The sequence below is a fragment of the Alkalilimnicola ehrlichii genome, assembly GCF_003399765.1.
Taxonomy (GTDB): Bacteria; Pseudomonadota; Gammaproteobacteria; order Nitrococcales; family AK92; genus AK92.
In genome coordinates this window covers 17,553-33,664 of sequence record NZ_NFZV01000037.1, presented here as the reverse complement: position 1 = coordinate 33,664, position 16,112 = coordinate 17,553, and the positions used below count along the sequence as shown (strand labels likewise).

The 16,112-nt window shown below is 59.8% G+C and carries 15 protein-coding genes; 8 read left to right on the top strand and 7 right to left on the bottom strand.

The genetic code is table 11. The features are described from left to right. The 7 genes from CAI21_RS24300 to CAI21_RS20715 form a co-directional block, all read right to left on the bottom strand. Positions 1–191 (bottom strand): hypothetical protein (locus CAI21_RS24300; protein WP_220348961.1); only part of this gene is annotated, 191 nt, incomplete at its 3' end. A 121-nt stretch (positions 192–312) separates the two neighbouring features. After that, entirely contained in the window at positions 313–2,295 is a 1,983-nt protein-coding gene (locus CAI21_RS20740; RefSeq protein ID WP_116304046.1) for an acetoacetate--CoA ligase, read from the bottom strand. 25 nt (positions 2,296–2,320) lie between these two features. Beyond that, positions 2,321–3,100: a 3-hydroxybutyrate dehydrogenase gene (locus tag CAI21_RS20735; protein WP_116304045.1), complete on the bottom strand. Its 780-nt coding sequence runs from the start codon at positions 3,098–3,100 to the stop codon at positions 2,321–2,323. A gap of 227 nt (positions 3,101–3,327) precedes the next feature. Further along, a complete protein-coding gene (locus tag CAI21_RS20730; protein ID WP_220348958.1) occupies positions 3,328–4,533 on the bottom strand; it encodes a TRAP transporter large permease in 1,206 nt (401 codons plus the stop codon). A 47-nt stretch (positions 4,534–4,580) separates the two neighbouring features. Continuing rightward, complete coding sequence (locus CAI21_RS20725; RefSeq protein WP_116304044.1) at positions 4,581–5,126, bottom strand: TRAP transporter small permease subunit; 546 nt, start codon at positions 5,124–5,126, stop codon at positions 4,581–4,583. 101 nt (positions 5,127–5,227) lie between these two features. Beyond that, the gene (locus tag CAI21_RS20720) at positions 5,228–6,316 is read right to left on the bottom strand and encodes a TRAP transporter substrate-binding protein (protein ID WP_116304043.1); all 1,089 of its coding nucleotides are present in this window, start codon (positions 6,314–6,316) and stop codon (positions 5,228–5,230) included. A gap of 359 nt (positions 6,317–6,675) precedes the next feature. Continuing rightward, positions 6,676–8,109, bottom strand: a complete 1,434-nt coding sequence (locus CAI21_RS20715; protein WP_116304042.1) for a sigma-54 interaction domain-containing protein — start codon at positions 8,107–8,109, stop codon at positions 6,676–6,678. A 190-nt stretch (positions 8,110–8,299) separates the two neighbouring features. Here CAI21_RS20715 and CAI21_RS20710 point away from each other — a divergent pair, with 190 nt between their 5' ends. From CAI21_RS20710 to CAI21_RS20680, 8 genes are all read left to right on the top strand, one after another. Further along, entirely contained in the window at positions 8,300–9,334 is a 1,035-nt protein-coding gene (locus CAI21_RS20710) for an oxidoreductase (RefSeq protein ID WP_116304041.1), read from the top strand. 87 nt (positions 9,335–9,421) lie between these two features. Next, entirely contained in the window at positions 9,422–10,138 is a 717-nt protein-coding gene (locus CAI21_RS20705) for a response regulator (protein WP_116304040.1), read from the top strand. Next, positions 10,138–10,551, top strand: a complete 414-nt coding sequence (locus CAI21_RS24295; RefSeq protein WP_220348956.1) for a hypothetical protein — start codon at positions 10,138–10,140, stop codon at positions 10,549–10,551. The genes CAI21_RS20705 and CAI21_RS24295 overlap by 1 nt, the downstream gene beginning before the upstream one ends. Further along, positions 10,545–11,588 carry an ATP-binding protein gene (locus CAI21_RS20700; protein WP_220348953.1) on the top strand — a complete coding sequence of 348 codons (1,044 nt, stop codon included), beginning with the start codon at positions 10,545–10,547 and terminating at the stop codon, positions 11,586–11,588. The genes CAI21_RS24295 and CAI21_RS20700 overlap by 7 nt, the downstream gene beginning before the upstream one ends. Positions 11,589–11,756: 168 nt before the next feature. After that, positions 11,757–13,019 carry an ABC transporter substrate-binding protein gene (locus CAI21_RS20695; RefSeq protein WP_116304039.1) on the top strand — a complete coding sequence of 421 codons (1,263 nt, stop codon included), beginning with the start codon at positions 11,757–11,759 and terminating at the stop codon, positions 13,017–13,019. 57 nt (positions 13,020–13,076) lie between these two features. Beyond that, positions 13,077–14,030, top strand: a complete 954-nt coding sequence (locus CAI21_RS20690) for a carbohydrate ABC transporter permease (RefSeq protein WP_116304038.1) — start codon at positions 13,077–13,079, stop codon at positions 14,028–14,030. Then, positions 14,023–14,901 carry a carbohydrate ABC transporter permease gene (locus tag CAI21_RS20685; RefSeq protein WP_116304037.1) on the top strand — a complete coding sequence of 293 codons (879 nt, stop codon included), beginning with the start codon at positions 14,023–14,025 and terminating at the stop codon, positions 14,899–14,901. Before CAI21_RS20690 ends, CAI21_RS20685 begins: the two co-directional genes overlap by 8 nt. 13 nt (positions 14,902–14,914) lie before the next feature. After that, positions 14,915–16,033, top strand: coding sequence for an ABC transporter ATP-binding protein (locus CAI21_RS20680; protein ID WP_116304036.1), 1,119 nt, complete (start codon positions 14,915–14,917; stop codon positions 16,031–16,033). The last annotated feature ends 79 nt before the right edge of the window (positions 16,034–16,112 follow it).

Genomic DNA, 16,112 nt, shown 5'->3' with positions numbered 1-16,112 from the left:
AGGCGGGGCGAGACAACGGGCTGCCCTTCTTTTGGTTCCTTTTCTTGGGCAAGCAAGAAAAGGAACCCGCCGTGCGGGGGCGGAACCCCGCCTTCTAAACAAACTGCGCGCAGCGCACCAAACTTAACCACCGACATCAAAAACAACCACAAAAGAAAAAACTTGCGACAACCAAACAACCATCCCACCAAAGCGCGATGACTCTATAAAAAAAATCTTCCCTGGCCTTCTTGTTGCCGACCGCCCGGTGGTCTATGCACGCAGGGGGCTGAGTCGGTCGTGTCAGGGCATCGTCTCGTTAGCCGCGCCCCACTAGGACACGACTAAGCCTGCGTCTCGCAGACGCTCGGCGATGTGTTCCAGCGAGTCGGGGTTGGCCATTGCTGCACGGTTGTCCGTTGTTCCGTCGCCGTTGAATAGCCGGGTTACGGCTAATTCCATTTTCTTGCCGCTACGTGTGTAGGGAATCTCGTCTACCGCAACGATATGCTTGGGGACGTGACGCGGGCTGGCGTTGTCGCGGATTCGTTGTCGTAGCCGCTGGGTGAGCGGCTCGTTTAGGTTTGCGCCGGGTGCGGGTATAACGAGTAGCGTGATCTCGACATCGCCTTCGATGGGGCGGCCTACGACTAAGCTGTCGGCGATCTCGTCCACGGTTTCCACTTGTCGATAGATCTCGGCAGTGCCAATGCGTACGCCTCCGGGGTTTAACGTCGCGTCGGAGCGGCCATAGATGATCGCCCCGCCGTGGGGCGTGAAGCGTACGAAATCGCCATGCGCCCATACGCCCGGAAAGGTCTCGAAATAGGCCTTTCGGTACTGCGTTTCGTTGACGTCGTTCCAGAACCCGATCGGCATCGAGGGCAGCGGTTGCCGACAAACCAGTTCGCCGCGCTCGTCCGTGATCTGGCCTTCTTCGTCGTAGGCAACGACGTTGACGCCTAACATCCGACATTGGATTTCGCCCCGGCGGACCGGCAATAAGGGGTTGCAGCCGACGAAACAACCGCAGATATCGGTGCCACCGGCGATGGAGCCGAGCAGGGCGTTGCGCGATACCCGGTCGTAGAACCAGTCGTAATCTTCCGGTAGCAAGGGCGAGCCGGTCGAGAATACGACGCGCATGCGGCTAAAGTCGTATCGGTCGGCTGGGGTCAGCTCGGCCTTTCGGCAAGCGGCGAGGAAACGCGCGCTGGTGCCGAAGTGGGTGACGTTTTCGTCGGCAACCGTTTGCCACAGTGCGTCGAGATCCGGATAGTTCGGGGAGCCGTCGTAGGTCACTAGGGAAGCGCCGGTGAGTAACGCCGAGGCCTGCCAGTTCCACATCATCCAGCCGCAGGTGGTGTAGTAAAGGAGGCGGTCGTTGGGGCCGATGTCGCCGTGTAGCAGTAACTCTTTAGCGTGATTGAGGAGTAAGCCGCCGGCACCGTGGACAATGCATTTTGGTTTTCCCGTCGTGCCCGAGGAGTACAGGATGTACACCGGGTGGTCGGCAGGGTGGGGGGTGAAGCTGGGTTCCGCTCCGCGATGGGCGGTCAGTGCGGCTTCCCAGGCGACAAAGCGGCGGTCGCGCCGGACTGATCCGGCCTCCGGCAACTGATTGACGACCAGTATGCGCTTTAGCGAGGGGAGACGTTGGGTCAGCGTCGTCAACATATCCAGGCGCGAGACGCGCTTGCCGCCGTAGCCGTAGCCATTAACGGCGATAAGGATTTTAGGCCCGATCTGGCCAAAACGGTCGAGCGTTGCTTCGACGCCGAAATCCGGCGATGCAGAACTCCAGATAGCTCCCAGGCTGGTAGCGGCCAGCATGCCGACCAAGGCCTCGTAGCCGTTGCTTATTAGGCCGGCGATGCGATCGCCGCTATTGACGCCTTGTGCCCGCAGCCATGCTTCCAAGGCGCCAACGTCGGCGAGCAGTTCGGCGCGGCTGCGGCTGATGCGCGGGCGAGTTTCGCTGAAGGCGATGACCGCGGGCGTGTCATCCGGTCGCTTGAGCACGGGACGCAGGAGATTGCGGGCGAAGTTGAGCCGAGCCTTAGGCAGCCAACGGGTTGCCGGCATCGAGCGGCCGTTGTTGATGGCTACCCAGGGTTGGTCGGCAACCAAGCCGGCAAATTCCCATACCGACCACCAAAAGGCGGACGGTTCGGTGATCGACCAGTTATGTAGCTCGGTATAGTTACGGAAGCGCCCGTAGCCGTAATCGGCCAGCCAGTCCATATAGCGGGCCATGTGGCTGACAGCGTTCTCCCGCAGCGCGGGGCGCCAAAGAACATCGGGTGCGGGCTGCATGGCAAGTACTCCTTTATTTTATGTTTTATTGCATATGCCAACCGTGACTGACCACAATGGACTGGCCGGTCAGGGCATTGGATGGGAACGCCGCTAGCTGTACCGCCAGCTCCGTCACGTCGGCCAATGTTGTGAACTCATGGTCCACGGTGTTGCGCAGCATGATGTGCTTGATGACTTCCTCCTCCGAGAGGCCGAGCTCGCGTGCTTGTTCCGGAATCTGTTTCTCGACCAACGGCGTGCGCACGAAGCCGGGGCAAATGATGTTGGCGCGCACGCCATGCTCGGCGCCTTCCTTAGCCACAGCGCGGCAAAGGCCGAGCAGGCCGTGTTTTGCCGCAACGTAAGGCGCTTTTAGCGGAGAGGCCTCTTTTGAGTGCACCGACCCCATGTAGATCACGCAACCCGAGCCGGCTTCGTACATATGTGGCAGGCAGGCGCGGGTGACGAGGAAGGCGCCGTCCAGATGTACGGCTATGACGCGCCGCCAATCGCTTAAGGCTAGTTTGTGCACCGGGCCGATGTGTTGAATGCCGGCATTGGCCAGCAGTATGTCCAGTTTTCCCCACTGCTTGATGATGGCATCGACACCGTTGCGGACCGCTTCTTCGTCGGTCACGTCCATGGGAATCGCCAGCGCTTCGCCGCCGGCCTCGCGAACCGCTGCGGCGGCTTCTTCGGCGGTTGCGGCGTCGAGGTCGGCGATGGCGACGCGCGCACCTGCGCGCGCGTAGCCTTCGGCAATGGCGCGACCGATTCCGCGGCCGGCGCCGGTAATCAAGGCAGTATGATCGCTCAGTTTCATGGTTGGACTCCTTACGTATTCAGGGGTAGCAGTAGGAGCAACAGCGGCGATGCCGGTGTGTTAACCGCCATGGACTTCTCTCGGCAGCCAGGTCGCTAGGGGTTCGAAGTAAAACACCAGCGCGAGGCCGACGAGTTGGATCAGGATGAACGGCAATACCCCCAGGTACAGGTCGCGGGTGCGGATACCGGGTGGGCAGACGCCTTTTATGTAAAACAGCGCGAAGCCTACCGGGGGGTTAAGAATGAGGTCTGGAGGCAAACGGCAAATAAAATAGTGAACCACACCGGGTCGAATCCCAGCTCCATCACCACCGGTGCGACCAGGGGCAGAATGATCAGGGTGATCTCCAGCCAGTCGAGGAAGAATCCGAGCAGGAAAACGATGGCGAGAATGACCAGAACCACACCATAGTCGGAGAAGGGTAAGCCCTGCAGAAAGCCGCGAACGACATCGTCGCCGCCGAGTCCGCGCAGCACCGCTGCGAATACGGTGGCGCCGATGAATATCCCGAATATGAAGGCGGTGGTTTTGCTGGTCTCCAGCAGGGCGTCCTGCATCACCCGAAAGTCGAGGCGGCGATTGATAAGGGCCAATAACATAGCGCCGAGGGCGCCGACGCCGGCGGCTTCTGTGGTCGTGGCAATGCCGAAGAAGATGGTGCCGAGAACGGCGACGATTAACGCCGCCGGCGGCACGACCGCCCACAGCACCCCGAGTACCGCCCGTAGTGTGAGCGGCTCCTGTTGCGGGATGGCGGGCGCGGCGCTGGGTTTGAGAAAGCTGAGTGCGAGGATGTAGAGAATGTAGAGGCCGCCGAGCATCAAGCCGGGGATTAGCGCGCCCATGAATAGATTGCCTACGGAAGCCTCCGGCGTACCCAGCCGCTCCGCCATGATGACCAGCATAATGCTCGGCGGGACGAGAATGCCAAGCGTGCCGACGGAGGCTGCGGTGCCGACGGCGAGCGAAGGCGAGTAGTTGGCGCGCAGCATCGGTGCGAGCGACAGCATCCCCAGTAGTACTACCGAAGCGCCGATAATGCCGGTGGTGGCAGCTAGTAGCACGCCAAGAATAACCACAGTGATGGCATAGCCGCCGCGTAGGCCGCCGAATACACGGACCAGGTTGCTCATTAGCCGTTCGGCGATACCCGAGCGATCGAGCATCACCCCCATGAAAATGAACATGGGTAAGGCGACCAGTAACTCGTTGGAGACGATCGCCCACAGCCGCTGAGGCATGACGCCCATGGTGCCTTGCCAGGAAAACCAAAGGTCGGCGTCGAAATGCTCGACTAGAACGTGGCCGACGGTCGCGAAAACAAGCCCGGTGCCGATCAGCGACCAAGCTACGGGAAAGCCGCAAAGGAGCATTCCCATGAGGCTGGCGAACATGGCAATTACCAGCAAGGTTTCGAGTTCCAGTCCCACCGTTATTGTGCTCCGTTATTGTTCGATCCGAGGGTTCTGGGAAATCGTTATGGCGTAGGCGGCGGTTCGCGTGGCGGTAGCTGCCGGGGAATGTTGAACAGCGTTGTGGTGCATTTACTCAGCCGGGAAACCACGGCAAGCGCTAATAAAGCGAAAGCAATGGGAACCAGCGATTTCAGAATCCAGCGATAGGGAAGGCCGCTCGGGGCCTGGGAGCGCTCGTTATAGATGAAGGAGCGGTGTGCGTACGGAATCAGCTCGGCGATGAGGATGTAAAGCGCCGGCAACAGGAGCAGGACGAAGCCTACCAGCTCGATGGCCGCTTTGGTTTTGAGCTGGAATCGCTCGTGGAACAGATCGACCCGCACGTGGCTGTCGGTAACGACGGCATAGCTTAAGGAAAGCAGCATGGCCGCGCCGAACAAATGCCACGATAGCTCCACTAACCAAATCGAACCGCCTCTGAGGAAAAAGCGTGCGACGACGTTGGCGACGACAACGGCGAGCACGCCAAGCCAAAGCCACGCGCTGAGCCTACCCAGCAGTAGTAGCCCGGCATCGACTATGCGGGAAAAATGGTTGTCGGGGAACACGGTCCGGGGGTGACTTGATCCCGTGTTATCGGAGCGTGTTGCTCATGGGCTGTCGATGGATCGCGTTGTATCATTATCACCCCTCCGGACCGTGATGTCTGTTAGTCGTACTGATAGAAATCGCGGGGTAGATAACCCTTGCTGTGCCAAATGGCATGATGTGCCATAAAGTCGCGTTGGCTGGTCAGTACGCGGCGGAACATCTCGTTATCCTCGGCGATTTCGTCGAGAACCTGGTTGGTGACTATCTCCAACTCCCGCAAAATCTCTTTCGGCAACACCTGAGCGGTGACGCCTTCCCTTTGGTATTCGCGCAGGGCGGTTGGCTGCGCCCATTCGCTTTCGGCAAAACCATGGAGGGTGGCGGCCCGACAGGCCATGTCGATAGTGGCTTGGGTGCTCGGTGCGAGGCCGTCCCAGACTTCTTTGTTGATCAGTAGATGGGATGTGGTGAAGGTTTGGTGCCAACCCGGCATGATGTAGTTTTTGACAACCTGATGCAGGCCAAGCATCCGGTCGACCGCCGGTTGCGAGAATTCGAGGGCGTCGATGGTCCCCCGCTCCACCGACTGGTAAAGCTCGGCCGCCGGAATCATGGTGACCGAGGCGCCCAAGCGCGCTAAGACGCGTCCCCCGATGCCCGCGAACCGAATGCGAAGGCCGTCGATGTCTTCGAGCGATTCCAGCGGCTTTTTAAACCAGCCCGCACCTTCGGGGCCGATGACGCCGCATAGCAACGGATGGACATTGCGTGGTGCATACACTTCCTGCAGCAGCTTTTCGCCGTCGCCGAAATAGTGCCAGGCGAGAAACGCCGGCGGTTCCATACCAAAGGGCGGGCCGGAGAACAGCGGCAGTGCGGGAATAGTGCCCTGGTCATAGCCGATCCAGGTGTAACCGGCCGGATAACGGCCTTTGGAAACGGCGTCGAGAATTTCGAACGGAGGGATTAGCTCGCCGGGCTCGTAGTAGCGGAGGCGGATGTTGCCATTGGAAACGGCATTCAGATTGTCCGCCAGGTACTTCACCGGGGTGCTCAAGCCCACAAGATGAGATGGAAACGCGATGGGAACTTGCCAGCGTACCCGTTCGCTGGCACTGGCATTAACGCTGCCGAGCAGCAGGGTCGTTGCTACCGCACCTGTCGCGAAAGCCTTGGTAATCGTGCGAAACACGCTAGGCGTTTTCATGGATGCTCCTCCAGACTTTTTTATTTATAGGTACAGGACGGGTAGCCGCGATTTGGCAACCTTGTCCGATGTGTGCCGCAAGCCGGCGTTGTACGCTTATAAGCGCTAATCTAGGTGGAGAAATACGCTGTGTAGGACATGATGGGCTCCTCCAAATCGTTGTTTTTTATCAACGGCCGGTCGTTATTCGAAGCGGTCGACCTTGTTGAAGAGCCAGTAGCAGCTACCGTGCCAATGATTGCTGATTGTTCTTAACTTAATGATTTGTAATGGTTTTATCTGCTATTTGAGATTGGGTTCTGTTTTGATGTGTCCGTCTTTCCAGACAGTCGGAGAGCTTTGTTAATAGTATGTGTCTTTTATTCCAGACATATGTCCGGAGTTTCGGACACTTTCCTGAGCTTTTCGTATAAGACGGAGCGGGAAATACCCAACAGGCGCGCCGCTTGGCTTTTATTGCCTCCGGTTAGGCGTAGGGCGTTGTGAATCGCTGCCTGCTCCGCCTCCGCCAACACGGCCGACAGCGGTTGAATGCCGTTTTCGATGATCACGGGGCGCTCGCTATGCCACGTGTTGTTGGGGAGGACCGGCAGTAGATCGGCGATATCGATATAGCTGGGGTCTTCGGCAAGGGTTATCGCTTGCTCTAGCACGTTGCGTAGCTCCCGGACATTGCCGGGCCAGTGGTGGCGGCTGAGCAGTTGTAGCGCCTCGGGAGTAATATCGGCCCGAATTTCGCCGCCGGCCGCCAACTCCTCCAGTAACGCTTCGCATAGCACGCCTATGTCGTTAAGCCGTTCCCGCAACGGAGGCACATGAATTTGCAGCACATTGAGGCGGTAGTAGAGGTCCGAACGGAAGCTACCTTCGGCAACCATCGCGTCCAGATCGCGGCTGGTTGCTGCGATGACCCTGACATCGACCGCTTTCACCGCATTTGAGCCTAGTGGCTCCACCTCGCGCTCTTGGAGCGCTCTGAGGATCTTGGCTTGGAGCGGTAGCGGCATATCCCCGACCTCGTCGAGAAACAAGGTGCCGCCATCGGCAAGCTGGAATTTGCCTTCTCGGGTCCGTTTATCGGCGCCGGTGTAGGCGCCGGGCGAGACGCCGAAAAATTCCGCCTCCAGCAGATTCTCCGGAACCGCCGCGACGTTGACGCCGACGAAGGGGCGGTCCGCTCTAGGCGAGGCGGCATGAATAGCCTGGGCCAGGACTTCCTTGCCGGTACCGGTTTCGCCGAGCAGCAAAACGGGGACATTGCGGCGCGCTGCCAGCCGAGCGCGGCGCTTGACTTCCAGTGCGCCAGGGCTTGCGCCGACGAAGTCGGATAGATCGTAACGCGTGGTGCGTCGTGCCAATGCGCGTCGGGCGGCGCTCAATTCTTGTTGTAAGCGCCGGTACTTGGCAATTAAGGGAGTCAGCGGTTGCAGATCGTCGAAGAGGACAAAAGCAACGGCGCCGGTGACTTCGCCACGAGCATCGTGCACCGGCAGCCGTGTAACGACCAGGTGCAGATCGCGCAATTCCATGATATCGAGCAGAATCGGCACGCCTGTGCGAACCACTTCGTGCATTCGGCTGGCAGGAATTATCTCGATAATAGGCTTGCCGATGAGGGCGGCGGGGTCGCTGACGCCGAGCACGTGGGCATAAAAGCGGTTGATCCAGGTAATCCGCGCCTCGCAGTCGACGGCGATAGCGCCCGCGCTGGTTTCCTCGAACAGTGGGATCAGCGTGTCGACGATTTCTGTGGTCAGTCCGTTTGCGTTATTGTTGGAAAAGACCGGCTCCATGGTAATTCCCTAACTTTCCTTAGTGTCCTTTACATTAGTTCGTCGTGCTTTCGAGTGCCAGGTTTGTTCCGGATCTTGCTCATCGCGGCGAGTATGTCGAACGCACACAGCGAAAGGCGGCAGGGGTTAACAGAGGCATTGCCGTCCCTGCGCCGTTCTGTTCGCAAAACCAACAAAAAACGGAGGAGTCATGTCGCCACTTCGGGTAGGGCTAATCGGCTTTGGGCTGGCGGGGGAGTGTTTTCATGCCCCTTGGCTCGACGCTCTGGAGGATTACGAGTTGACGGCGGTCTCGACATCGCGGGAGGAGGCGGTACACCGGCGTTATCCCAACGTGCGGGTGTATTCCTCTGCCGAGGCGTTGTTGGCGGACCGCTTGTTGGATTTGGTCGTGGTAGCCAGCCCAAACGCTAGCCACTATCCGCTGGCTAAGAAGGCGCTGCGACAAGGGCTGCATGTCGTGGTGGATAAACCTATGGTAACGCGCGCGGCCGATGCCGCCGATTTGATACGGCAGGCTGAAGCTAGCCATCGTCTAGTCGTACCTTTTCATAACCGCCGTTGGGACAACGATTACTTGACCGTTTGCGAGCTGCTGGCGCAGGAGCGCTTAGGCGAGGTGCATACTTGGGAGGTGCATTTCGACCGTTTCCGGCCGGCTATCAAGGAGAACTGGCGCGAGGAGGCTGTGGAGGGCGGCGGTCTGCTGTACGACCTGGGGCCGCATCTGATCGACCAGGTGGTTGCCCTGTTCGGCCTGCCGGAGTGGGTCTGGGCGGATGTTCAGGCGCAGCGAGCGCAGGCGGTGATGGACGATTATTTTCACCTGGTGCTCGCTTGGGGTACGCGCCGGGCGATTTTGCACGCCGGCACTTTGGTGGCGGGGCAAGCGCCACGGCTGGCGGTGCACGGTGTCGAGGGGTCTTACGTGAAGTACGGCCTGGACCCGCAGGAAGCCGCGTTGAGGGCGGGTGCGACGCCGGGCGGTAAGGGCTGGGGGGAGGAGCCGGAGGCGCGGTATGGCGTTCTAACCACGGCCTTGTCGGCGCAGGCGTATCCGTCTCGGCCCGGCGATTATGGCCTCTTCTATCGTGAGTTGGCGCATGCCGTTCGTGGCGAAGGGCCGCCGCCGGTGCCGGCGGCGGCAGGGCTATGGTGCCTGCAAGTGCTGGAAGCGGCACAGCAGAGCGCGGCAAATGGAGTACGAGTGTCGCTGAACGGCTAACTATGACTTGCGCTGGCGGAAGCGGCTGGCGCATGATCGTGTTTGCCTGGAGGAGATAAGAGACGGGGAACACCCCGCAAACCTATTATGACGACACACGCCCAGACTCTGGTGATCGTTGACGACGATGCCGAGATCCGCGATCTATTGGCGGATTATCTTGGCCGTCATGGTTATCGAACCCTGACCGCAGAAGACGGCGAAGCGCTCAGCCGCGTGTTGGCGACGCACAGCCCGGATTTGCTGATTGTCGATATTATGCTGCCGGGAGACGATGGTTTCACGATCTGTCGTCGCCTGCGCTCGCAGAGCGATCTTCCCATCATCATGCTGACCGCGAGCGCCGACGAAACCGACCGCATTCTCGGTTTGGAGCTCGGTGCCGACGATTACCTGGCGAAGCCTTTTAATCCGCGCGAGCTGTTGGCGCGGATTAAAGCCGTATTGCGTCGGGTGCAGTCGTCGGCGTCGGTCGAAACCGCGCGGGTGGTGCGTTTTGGCGACTGGCGTTTGGATCGCGTCACGCGCGAGTTGATCGACAAGCAAGACCGACGCTCGCCGCTTTCCGGGGCGGATTATTTGTTGTTATCCGTTTTTCTGGAGCACCCGGAGCAGGTGTTGTCTCGCGAAGCCCTGTTCGATCTCAGCCGTGGCCGGCGTGCCCCGCCTTTGGATCGCTCCATCGACGTTCATGTGTGCCGGTTACGTCAGCGGCTGGGCGAGGGCGCGGAGGGTTCGCAGCTCATTCGTACGGTGCGGGGAGCCGGTTACGTGCTAGCCGTGCCGGTGGAGGCGGCGGGGTAATGCGGTGGCTATTGCCGCGCTCGCTGCGCGGCCGTTTCGTGCTGATTATGGTGATGGGCGTGCTGTCGGCGCAGCTGGTCAGCTACGCCGTATGGAGCAGCCAGGTTCGGGATCGTCATCTGGAGCAGGTCGACGAGCTCTCGCGCAACGTGGCGTATAGCATCGCCTCGACTGTGCGCTTTTTCCGCTCTCTGCCGGTGGAGTACCGACACATTGTGTTGGAACAATTGCGGCAAATGGGCGGGACGCGCTTTTTCGTCAGCGTTAACAGCGAGCGGTTAACGGTTGAGGATCTGCGCGATAGCCCCGAGAAGGCCTTGATCGTTAATAACGTTAATCAGGTGCTATCCGACGAGCTGGGGATTACCGAGGCGGTGATCGAGTTCTCCGCGCGGAAGATTTGCGGGTGTTGAATAACGATGTCCTACTGACCGACCTGCCGCCTCGTTGGGCACATTACAGCCTGCTGCTGGAGCCGATCTCGCCGCCGATTCTCGTTGTGCAAATGGAGCTTGAGCCGGAGCAGTGGCTGTATGTGGCGGCGCTGTTGCCGGTGCCCGATCTGCTGAGCGGCGAGCGGTGGTTATCCGAGGATCGGATGTTCGTCATGCTGGTGCTGGTGTTTACGGTGATCGGGCTTTCGCTCATCGGTATCCGTTGGGTTACTCGCCCGTTGGCGAATGTGGCGCGGGCGGCCGATGTTTTGGGATACGACTTGCAGGCCCAGCCGGTTACCGAAGCCGGGCCCCGCGAGATTAGGACAACGGCGAAAGCATTCAACCGCATGCAGGCACGGATTCGCCAACAGGTAGAAGAACGAGAGCGCTTGTTTTCGGCTATCTCCCATGATCTGAAAACGCCGATCACCCGGCTGCGTTTGCGGGCCGAAATGCTGGAGGATGCAGAGCAGCGCACGCGATTTATCGCTTCTTTGGATGAGCTCGATTTGCTGGTGCGCGGAGCTTTGGCTTCCGTGAAGGGGATGGATCTGCATGAAAACCCCGAGTGGATCGAGCCGGGGGCCTTGTTGCATCAGCTAGCCGAGGATTTGGCCGAGCAGGGCGGGGAGGTGCGGGTGCATGGCGATGCGCCGGCTATCCGTGTTAAGCCGGTCGCGTTTAAGCGCTGTTTGGCGAATTTGTTGGAGAACGCAGTGTTCTACGGGCAATGCGCCGACGTTTATCTACAGCCGCAGGCCGGGGCATTACACATTATTATTCGCGATCAGGGGCCGGGTATTCCGGCAGCGGACATACAGCGTGTGTTCGAGCCCTATGTGCGTCTGGAGCGCTCCCGCAGTCGCCACACCGGAGGTACCGGGTTGGGGCTGGGCATCGCGCGGCATATTCTGCAACGCCACGGCGGGCGACTGGCGTTGCGCAATCATCCGGAAGGCGGTTTGGAAGTTTCGCTTAGCTTGCCGACCGATAATGGCGATCTCATCGCTTGAGCTGGCTGCTCGCTGTCTGAGCGATTCCTGCAATGTTACAGCTCGGTAACAAAGCGGTAATAGTTCGTAGCACTTTGTTACGTGTTTTCCCCAAATCGGTGTCGTAACGTTAAATCGTGCCTTATAGAGCACTGCGCATAAAAAAAGATTTGGAGGAGAAATACGGTCATGAATTATCTATTAAAACGATCTGTGCTGACGGCGGCCGTCGTTGGGGCCCTAACTATGGGCCAAGTTCAGGCTAATAACGTCGAGGTGCTGCACTGGTGGACATCGGGTGGCGAGGCGCGTGCGGTCGGTGTGCTGAAAGACCTTATGGAAGAGCGCGGGCACCAATGGCGCGACTTTGCCGTGGCCGGCGGCGGCGGCGAGAGCGCGATGACGGTGCTGCGTTCGCGGGCGGTGGCGGGCAACCCGCCGGTAGCCGCCCAGATTAAAGGGCCAGACATTCAGGAGTGGGGTTCGCTGGGGTTTCTCGGCGAGATCAACACGGTTGCGAAAGAAGTCGGTTGGCAAGCGTTGCTGCCCGAGGTGATCATCGAAGCCATGCAGCATGACGGCGATTACGTCGCTGTGCCGGTGAACGTGCACCGGGTGAACTGGTTCTGGGCTAACCCCGAGGTGCTTGCGGCCGCCGGCGTCGATGACATGCCGACGACGTGGGAGGCGTTCTTCGAGGCTGCCGAGGCGATCAAAGAAGCCGGCTACATTCCGCTCGCCCACGGCGGGCAACCTTGGCAGGATGCGACTGTATTCGAGTCCATGCTGCTCGGTATCGGCGGTGTGGATTTCTACCGGCAAGCCATGGTGGAGCTGGATCAGGAAGCCTTGGCCAGCGATACCATGATCGAGGTTTTAAAGAATTTCAAACGCTTACGCGATTATATGGACCCCAACGCGCCCGGTCGGGAGTGGAATGCCGCCACTCAGATGGTAGTGAACGGGCAAGCGGCCTTTCAGATTATGGGCGACTGGGCCAAGGGCGAGCTAACGGCTGCGGGACTCACCGCGGGCGAGGACTTTCTCTGCATGGGGGTGCCCGGCACCGATCATACCTTTACCTATAACGTCGACAGCCTGGCGATGTTCAAAGTATCCGGCGCGCGCGCGCGCGAGGCGCAGTTGGACCTAGCCAGATTGTCGATGGAGCCGGCCTTTCAAGAAGCCTTCAACCTGGCCAAAGGGTCGATTCCCGCCCGTATGGACCTCGACATGAGCCGCTTCGATAGTTGCGCGGTTAAGTCGATGGCCGATTTCAAAGCCAGTGCCGACGCCGGCACCTTGGTGCCGAGTATGGCGCATGGAATGGCTGTGAGTTCCGATGCGCAAGGGGCGATATTCGACGTGGTGACCAACTACTTCAATAGCCGTCGAATGACCGCCGAGGAAGCCGCCGAGCGTTTGGCTCGGGCGGTGCGCGCTGCCGGCTGATCTCTACTGGCTAGCCGGCGGGGGCTGCCCCGTCGGCTTGATTCCCCGAGGTGAAATATGAATACCCGTGCTTCGGTACAGCCACGGGCAGGGCACCTGTTTGCGCCAAATTCGGCCAGCCGCGTCCGCCGCAATGGGGCGTATTGGTTACAGGCTTGGCTGCCGAAACTGGTGCTGGCGCCGTCCGTCGCTGCCGCTTTGTTCTTCGTCTACGGCTTCATGCTCTGGACCTTCGTGCTCTCGCTGACCAACTCGCGCATGTTGCCCAGCTACGAGTTCGTGGGGTTTGCGCAGTATGCGCGTTTGTTGAGTAACGATCGTTGGTTGGTGGCGTCCACGAACCTAGTGATATTCGGGGCGCTATTCATCGCGATCTGCCTGGCCATCGGGATTGTGCTGGCAATTTTGCTGGATCAGCGGATTCGCCACGAAGGCGCGATCCGGACGATTTATCTTTACCCCATGGCTTTGTCTTTCATCGTCACCGGCGTGGCCTGGAAGTGGATTCTCAACCCCGGTCTGGGCATTCAGCAGGTGGTGCGTGACTGGGGTTGGGAGAGCTTCACCTTCGACTGGCTCGTGAATCCCGATATGGCCGTGTATACCTTGGTCATCGCCGGTGTCTGGCAGGCCTCGGGTTTTGTCATGGCCTTATTCCTCGCCGGCTTGCGGGCGGTGGACGATAGCATCATCAAAGCCGCGCAACTCGACGGCGCCAGCCTGCCGCGCATCTATTGGCGAGTGGTGTTGCCCTGCCTGCGGCCGGTGCTGTTCAGCGCCGTCATGATTCTGGCGCATATCGCCATTAAGAGTTTCGATCTGGTGGTGGCGCTTACCGGCGGCGGTCCGGGATATGCCTCCGATCTCCCCGCAACGTTCATGTACGACTTCTCCTTTAGCCGCTCTCAGATCGGCATGGGGGCCGCGAGCGCGATGATGATGCTGGCCGGCGTGCTCGCCATCATCGTTCCGTATCTGTATTCCGAATTGAGGAGTCGCGACCGTGGATAACGTCATTCGCGTACAAACGCCAGGGGCTCTGCTGGCAAGAGGCGGCATTTACGCAGCGCTGATTTTCATGGCCGTGGTTTACCTGGCGCCGCTGCTGGTCATGTTGCTGACGTCGGTGAAAACGCTGGAGGATATTCGTGCCGGCAACCTGCTGAGTCTGCCGCGGGAGATCACCTTCCAGCCCTGGCTTCACGCCTGGAGCGAGGCGTGCACCGGCATCCGCTGCGAGGGGATCGGCGGCTACGTCTGGAATTCGGTGCAAATCGTCGTGCCCGCGGTGGTGATTTCCACCGCCATCGGCGCCTTGAACGGCTACGCCCTGACCAAGTGGCGCTTTAAGGGGCAGGAGTGGGTGTTCGGCATGCTGTTGTTCGGCTGCTTCATCCCCTTTCAGGTCATCTTGCTGCCGATGGCGCAAACGCTGGGTTGGCTTGGGCTAGGCAGCACCACGACCGGCTTGGTATTAGTGCATGTGGTCTATGGCATTGCCTTTACCACGCTGTTTTTCCGTAACTATTACGTCAACGTGCCGGACGAGTTGATTGCGGCCGCTAAGCTCGACGGCGCGGGGTTTTTCCGAATCTTTCTTCGCATTCTGCTACCCGTCTCGACTCCGATCATCGTGGTGACGGTCATCTGGCAGTTCACCCAGGTGTGGAACGATTTTCTCTTCGGCGTGGCGTATTCCTCTCACGAAACGCAACCGGTCACGGTGGCGCTGAATAACGTAGTGAATAGCACCACCGGCGTGCGCGAGTACAACGTCGATATGGCGGCGGCCATGATCGCGGCGCTACCCACGCTGTTGGTTTATGTCTTGGCCGGGAAATACTTCGTGCGCGGGCTTACCGCCGGTTCGGTAAAAGGTTAATGGAGTCAGCGAAATGTCAGCACTGGAAATAAGAAATGTCCGTAAAGACTTCGGTCGGACCCGCGTTCTGCGGGAAGTAAGCCTTTCTATCGACTCGGGAGAATTCCTAATTCTGGTAGGGCCTTCGGGGTGCGGTAAATCCACCTTGATGAACGCGATAGCGGGCCTGGAGCCGGTTACCGACGGTAGCATCCTCATCGGTAACGAAGAGGTGACCTGGCGCACCCCGGCGGAGCGGGATATCGCCATGGTGTTTCAGTCCTACGCGCTGTATCCGAGCATGACTGTACGGCAGAACATCGCTTTCGGTCTTGAAATGCGCAAAGTCCCCAAAGCTGAGCGCGAGGCGACGGTTGAGCGGGTGGCGAAACTGTTGCAAATCACGCCGTTGCTGGACCGTAAGCCCTCCCAGCTCTCCGGCGGCCAGCGCCAGCGCGTGGCGATGGGGCGGGCGATTGCGCGCCAGCCGACGGTGTATTTGTTCGACGAACCGCTTTCCAACTTAGATGCCAAGCTACGGGTGGAAATGCGCACCGAGATCAAAAAGCTACATCAGACGCTGGGCACAACCATTGTGTATGTGACGCACGATCAAATCGAGGCTATGACGCTCGCCGACCGGATTGCCGTGATGCGAGAAGGGCGGCTGCTACAGCTAGGTACGCCGGACGAAGTGTATAACGATCCGGTAGACATGTTCGTCGCCAGCTTTATGGGCTCGCCGTCGATGAATTTCATCCCGGCGCAGTTGGTGCGTGACGAGCACGGCATTAGCCTGGCGATCGGCGCCGCTAGCGACCCTTATCGGCTGCCGTTTCCCGCTGCGCGGACGACACCGGATTTGGATGCTTGGGTGGGGCGTCGGGTCGTGCTGGGCTTGCGGCCGGAGCACATCAGCGAGCGTACGCCGTGGGGCGAGGAGGACGCGAACACGCACCCGTTGACCACCGAAGTGACCGTGGCGGAGCCGACCGGGGCGGATATTCTGTTACGGGTACGGCTGGGCGAGGACGAGGTCAATGCCCGCGTCAGCCCGAAACAAAACGTTACCCCTGGCGACAGGCTGCCGTTGCAAGTCGATATGGCGCGCGCTGTGTTGTTCGATCCGGAGCGGGAAACGCGTATCGCGTGATTCAACGGGTTCGCTTTGCCGCAACAGCGGGGAGCATGGCCGACGGATGGCATGCTCTCCCGCGAGCGCGTCGCCGCAT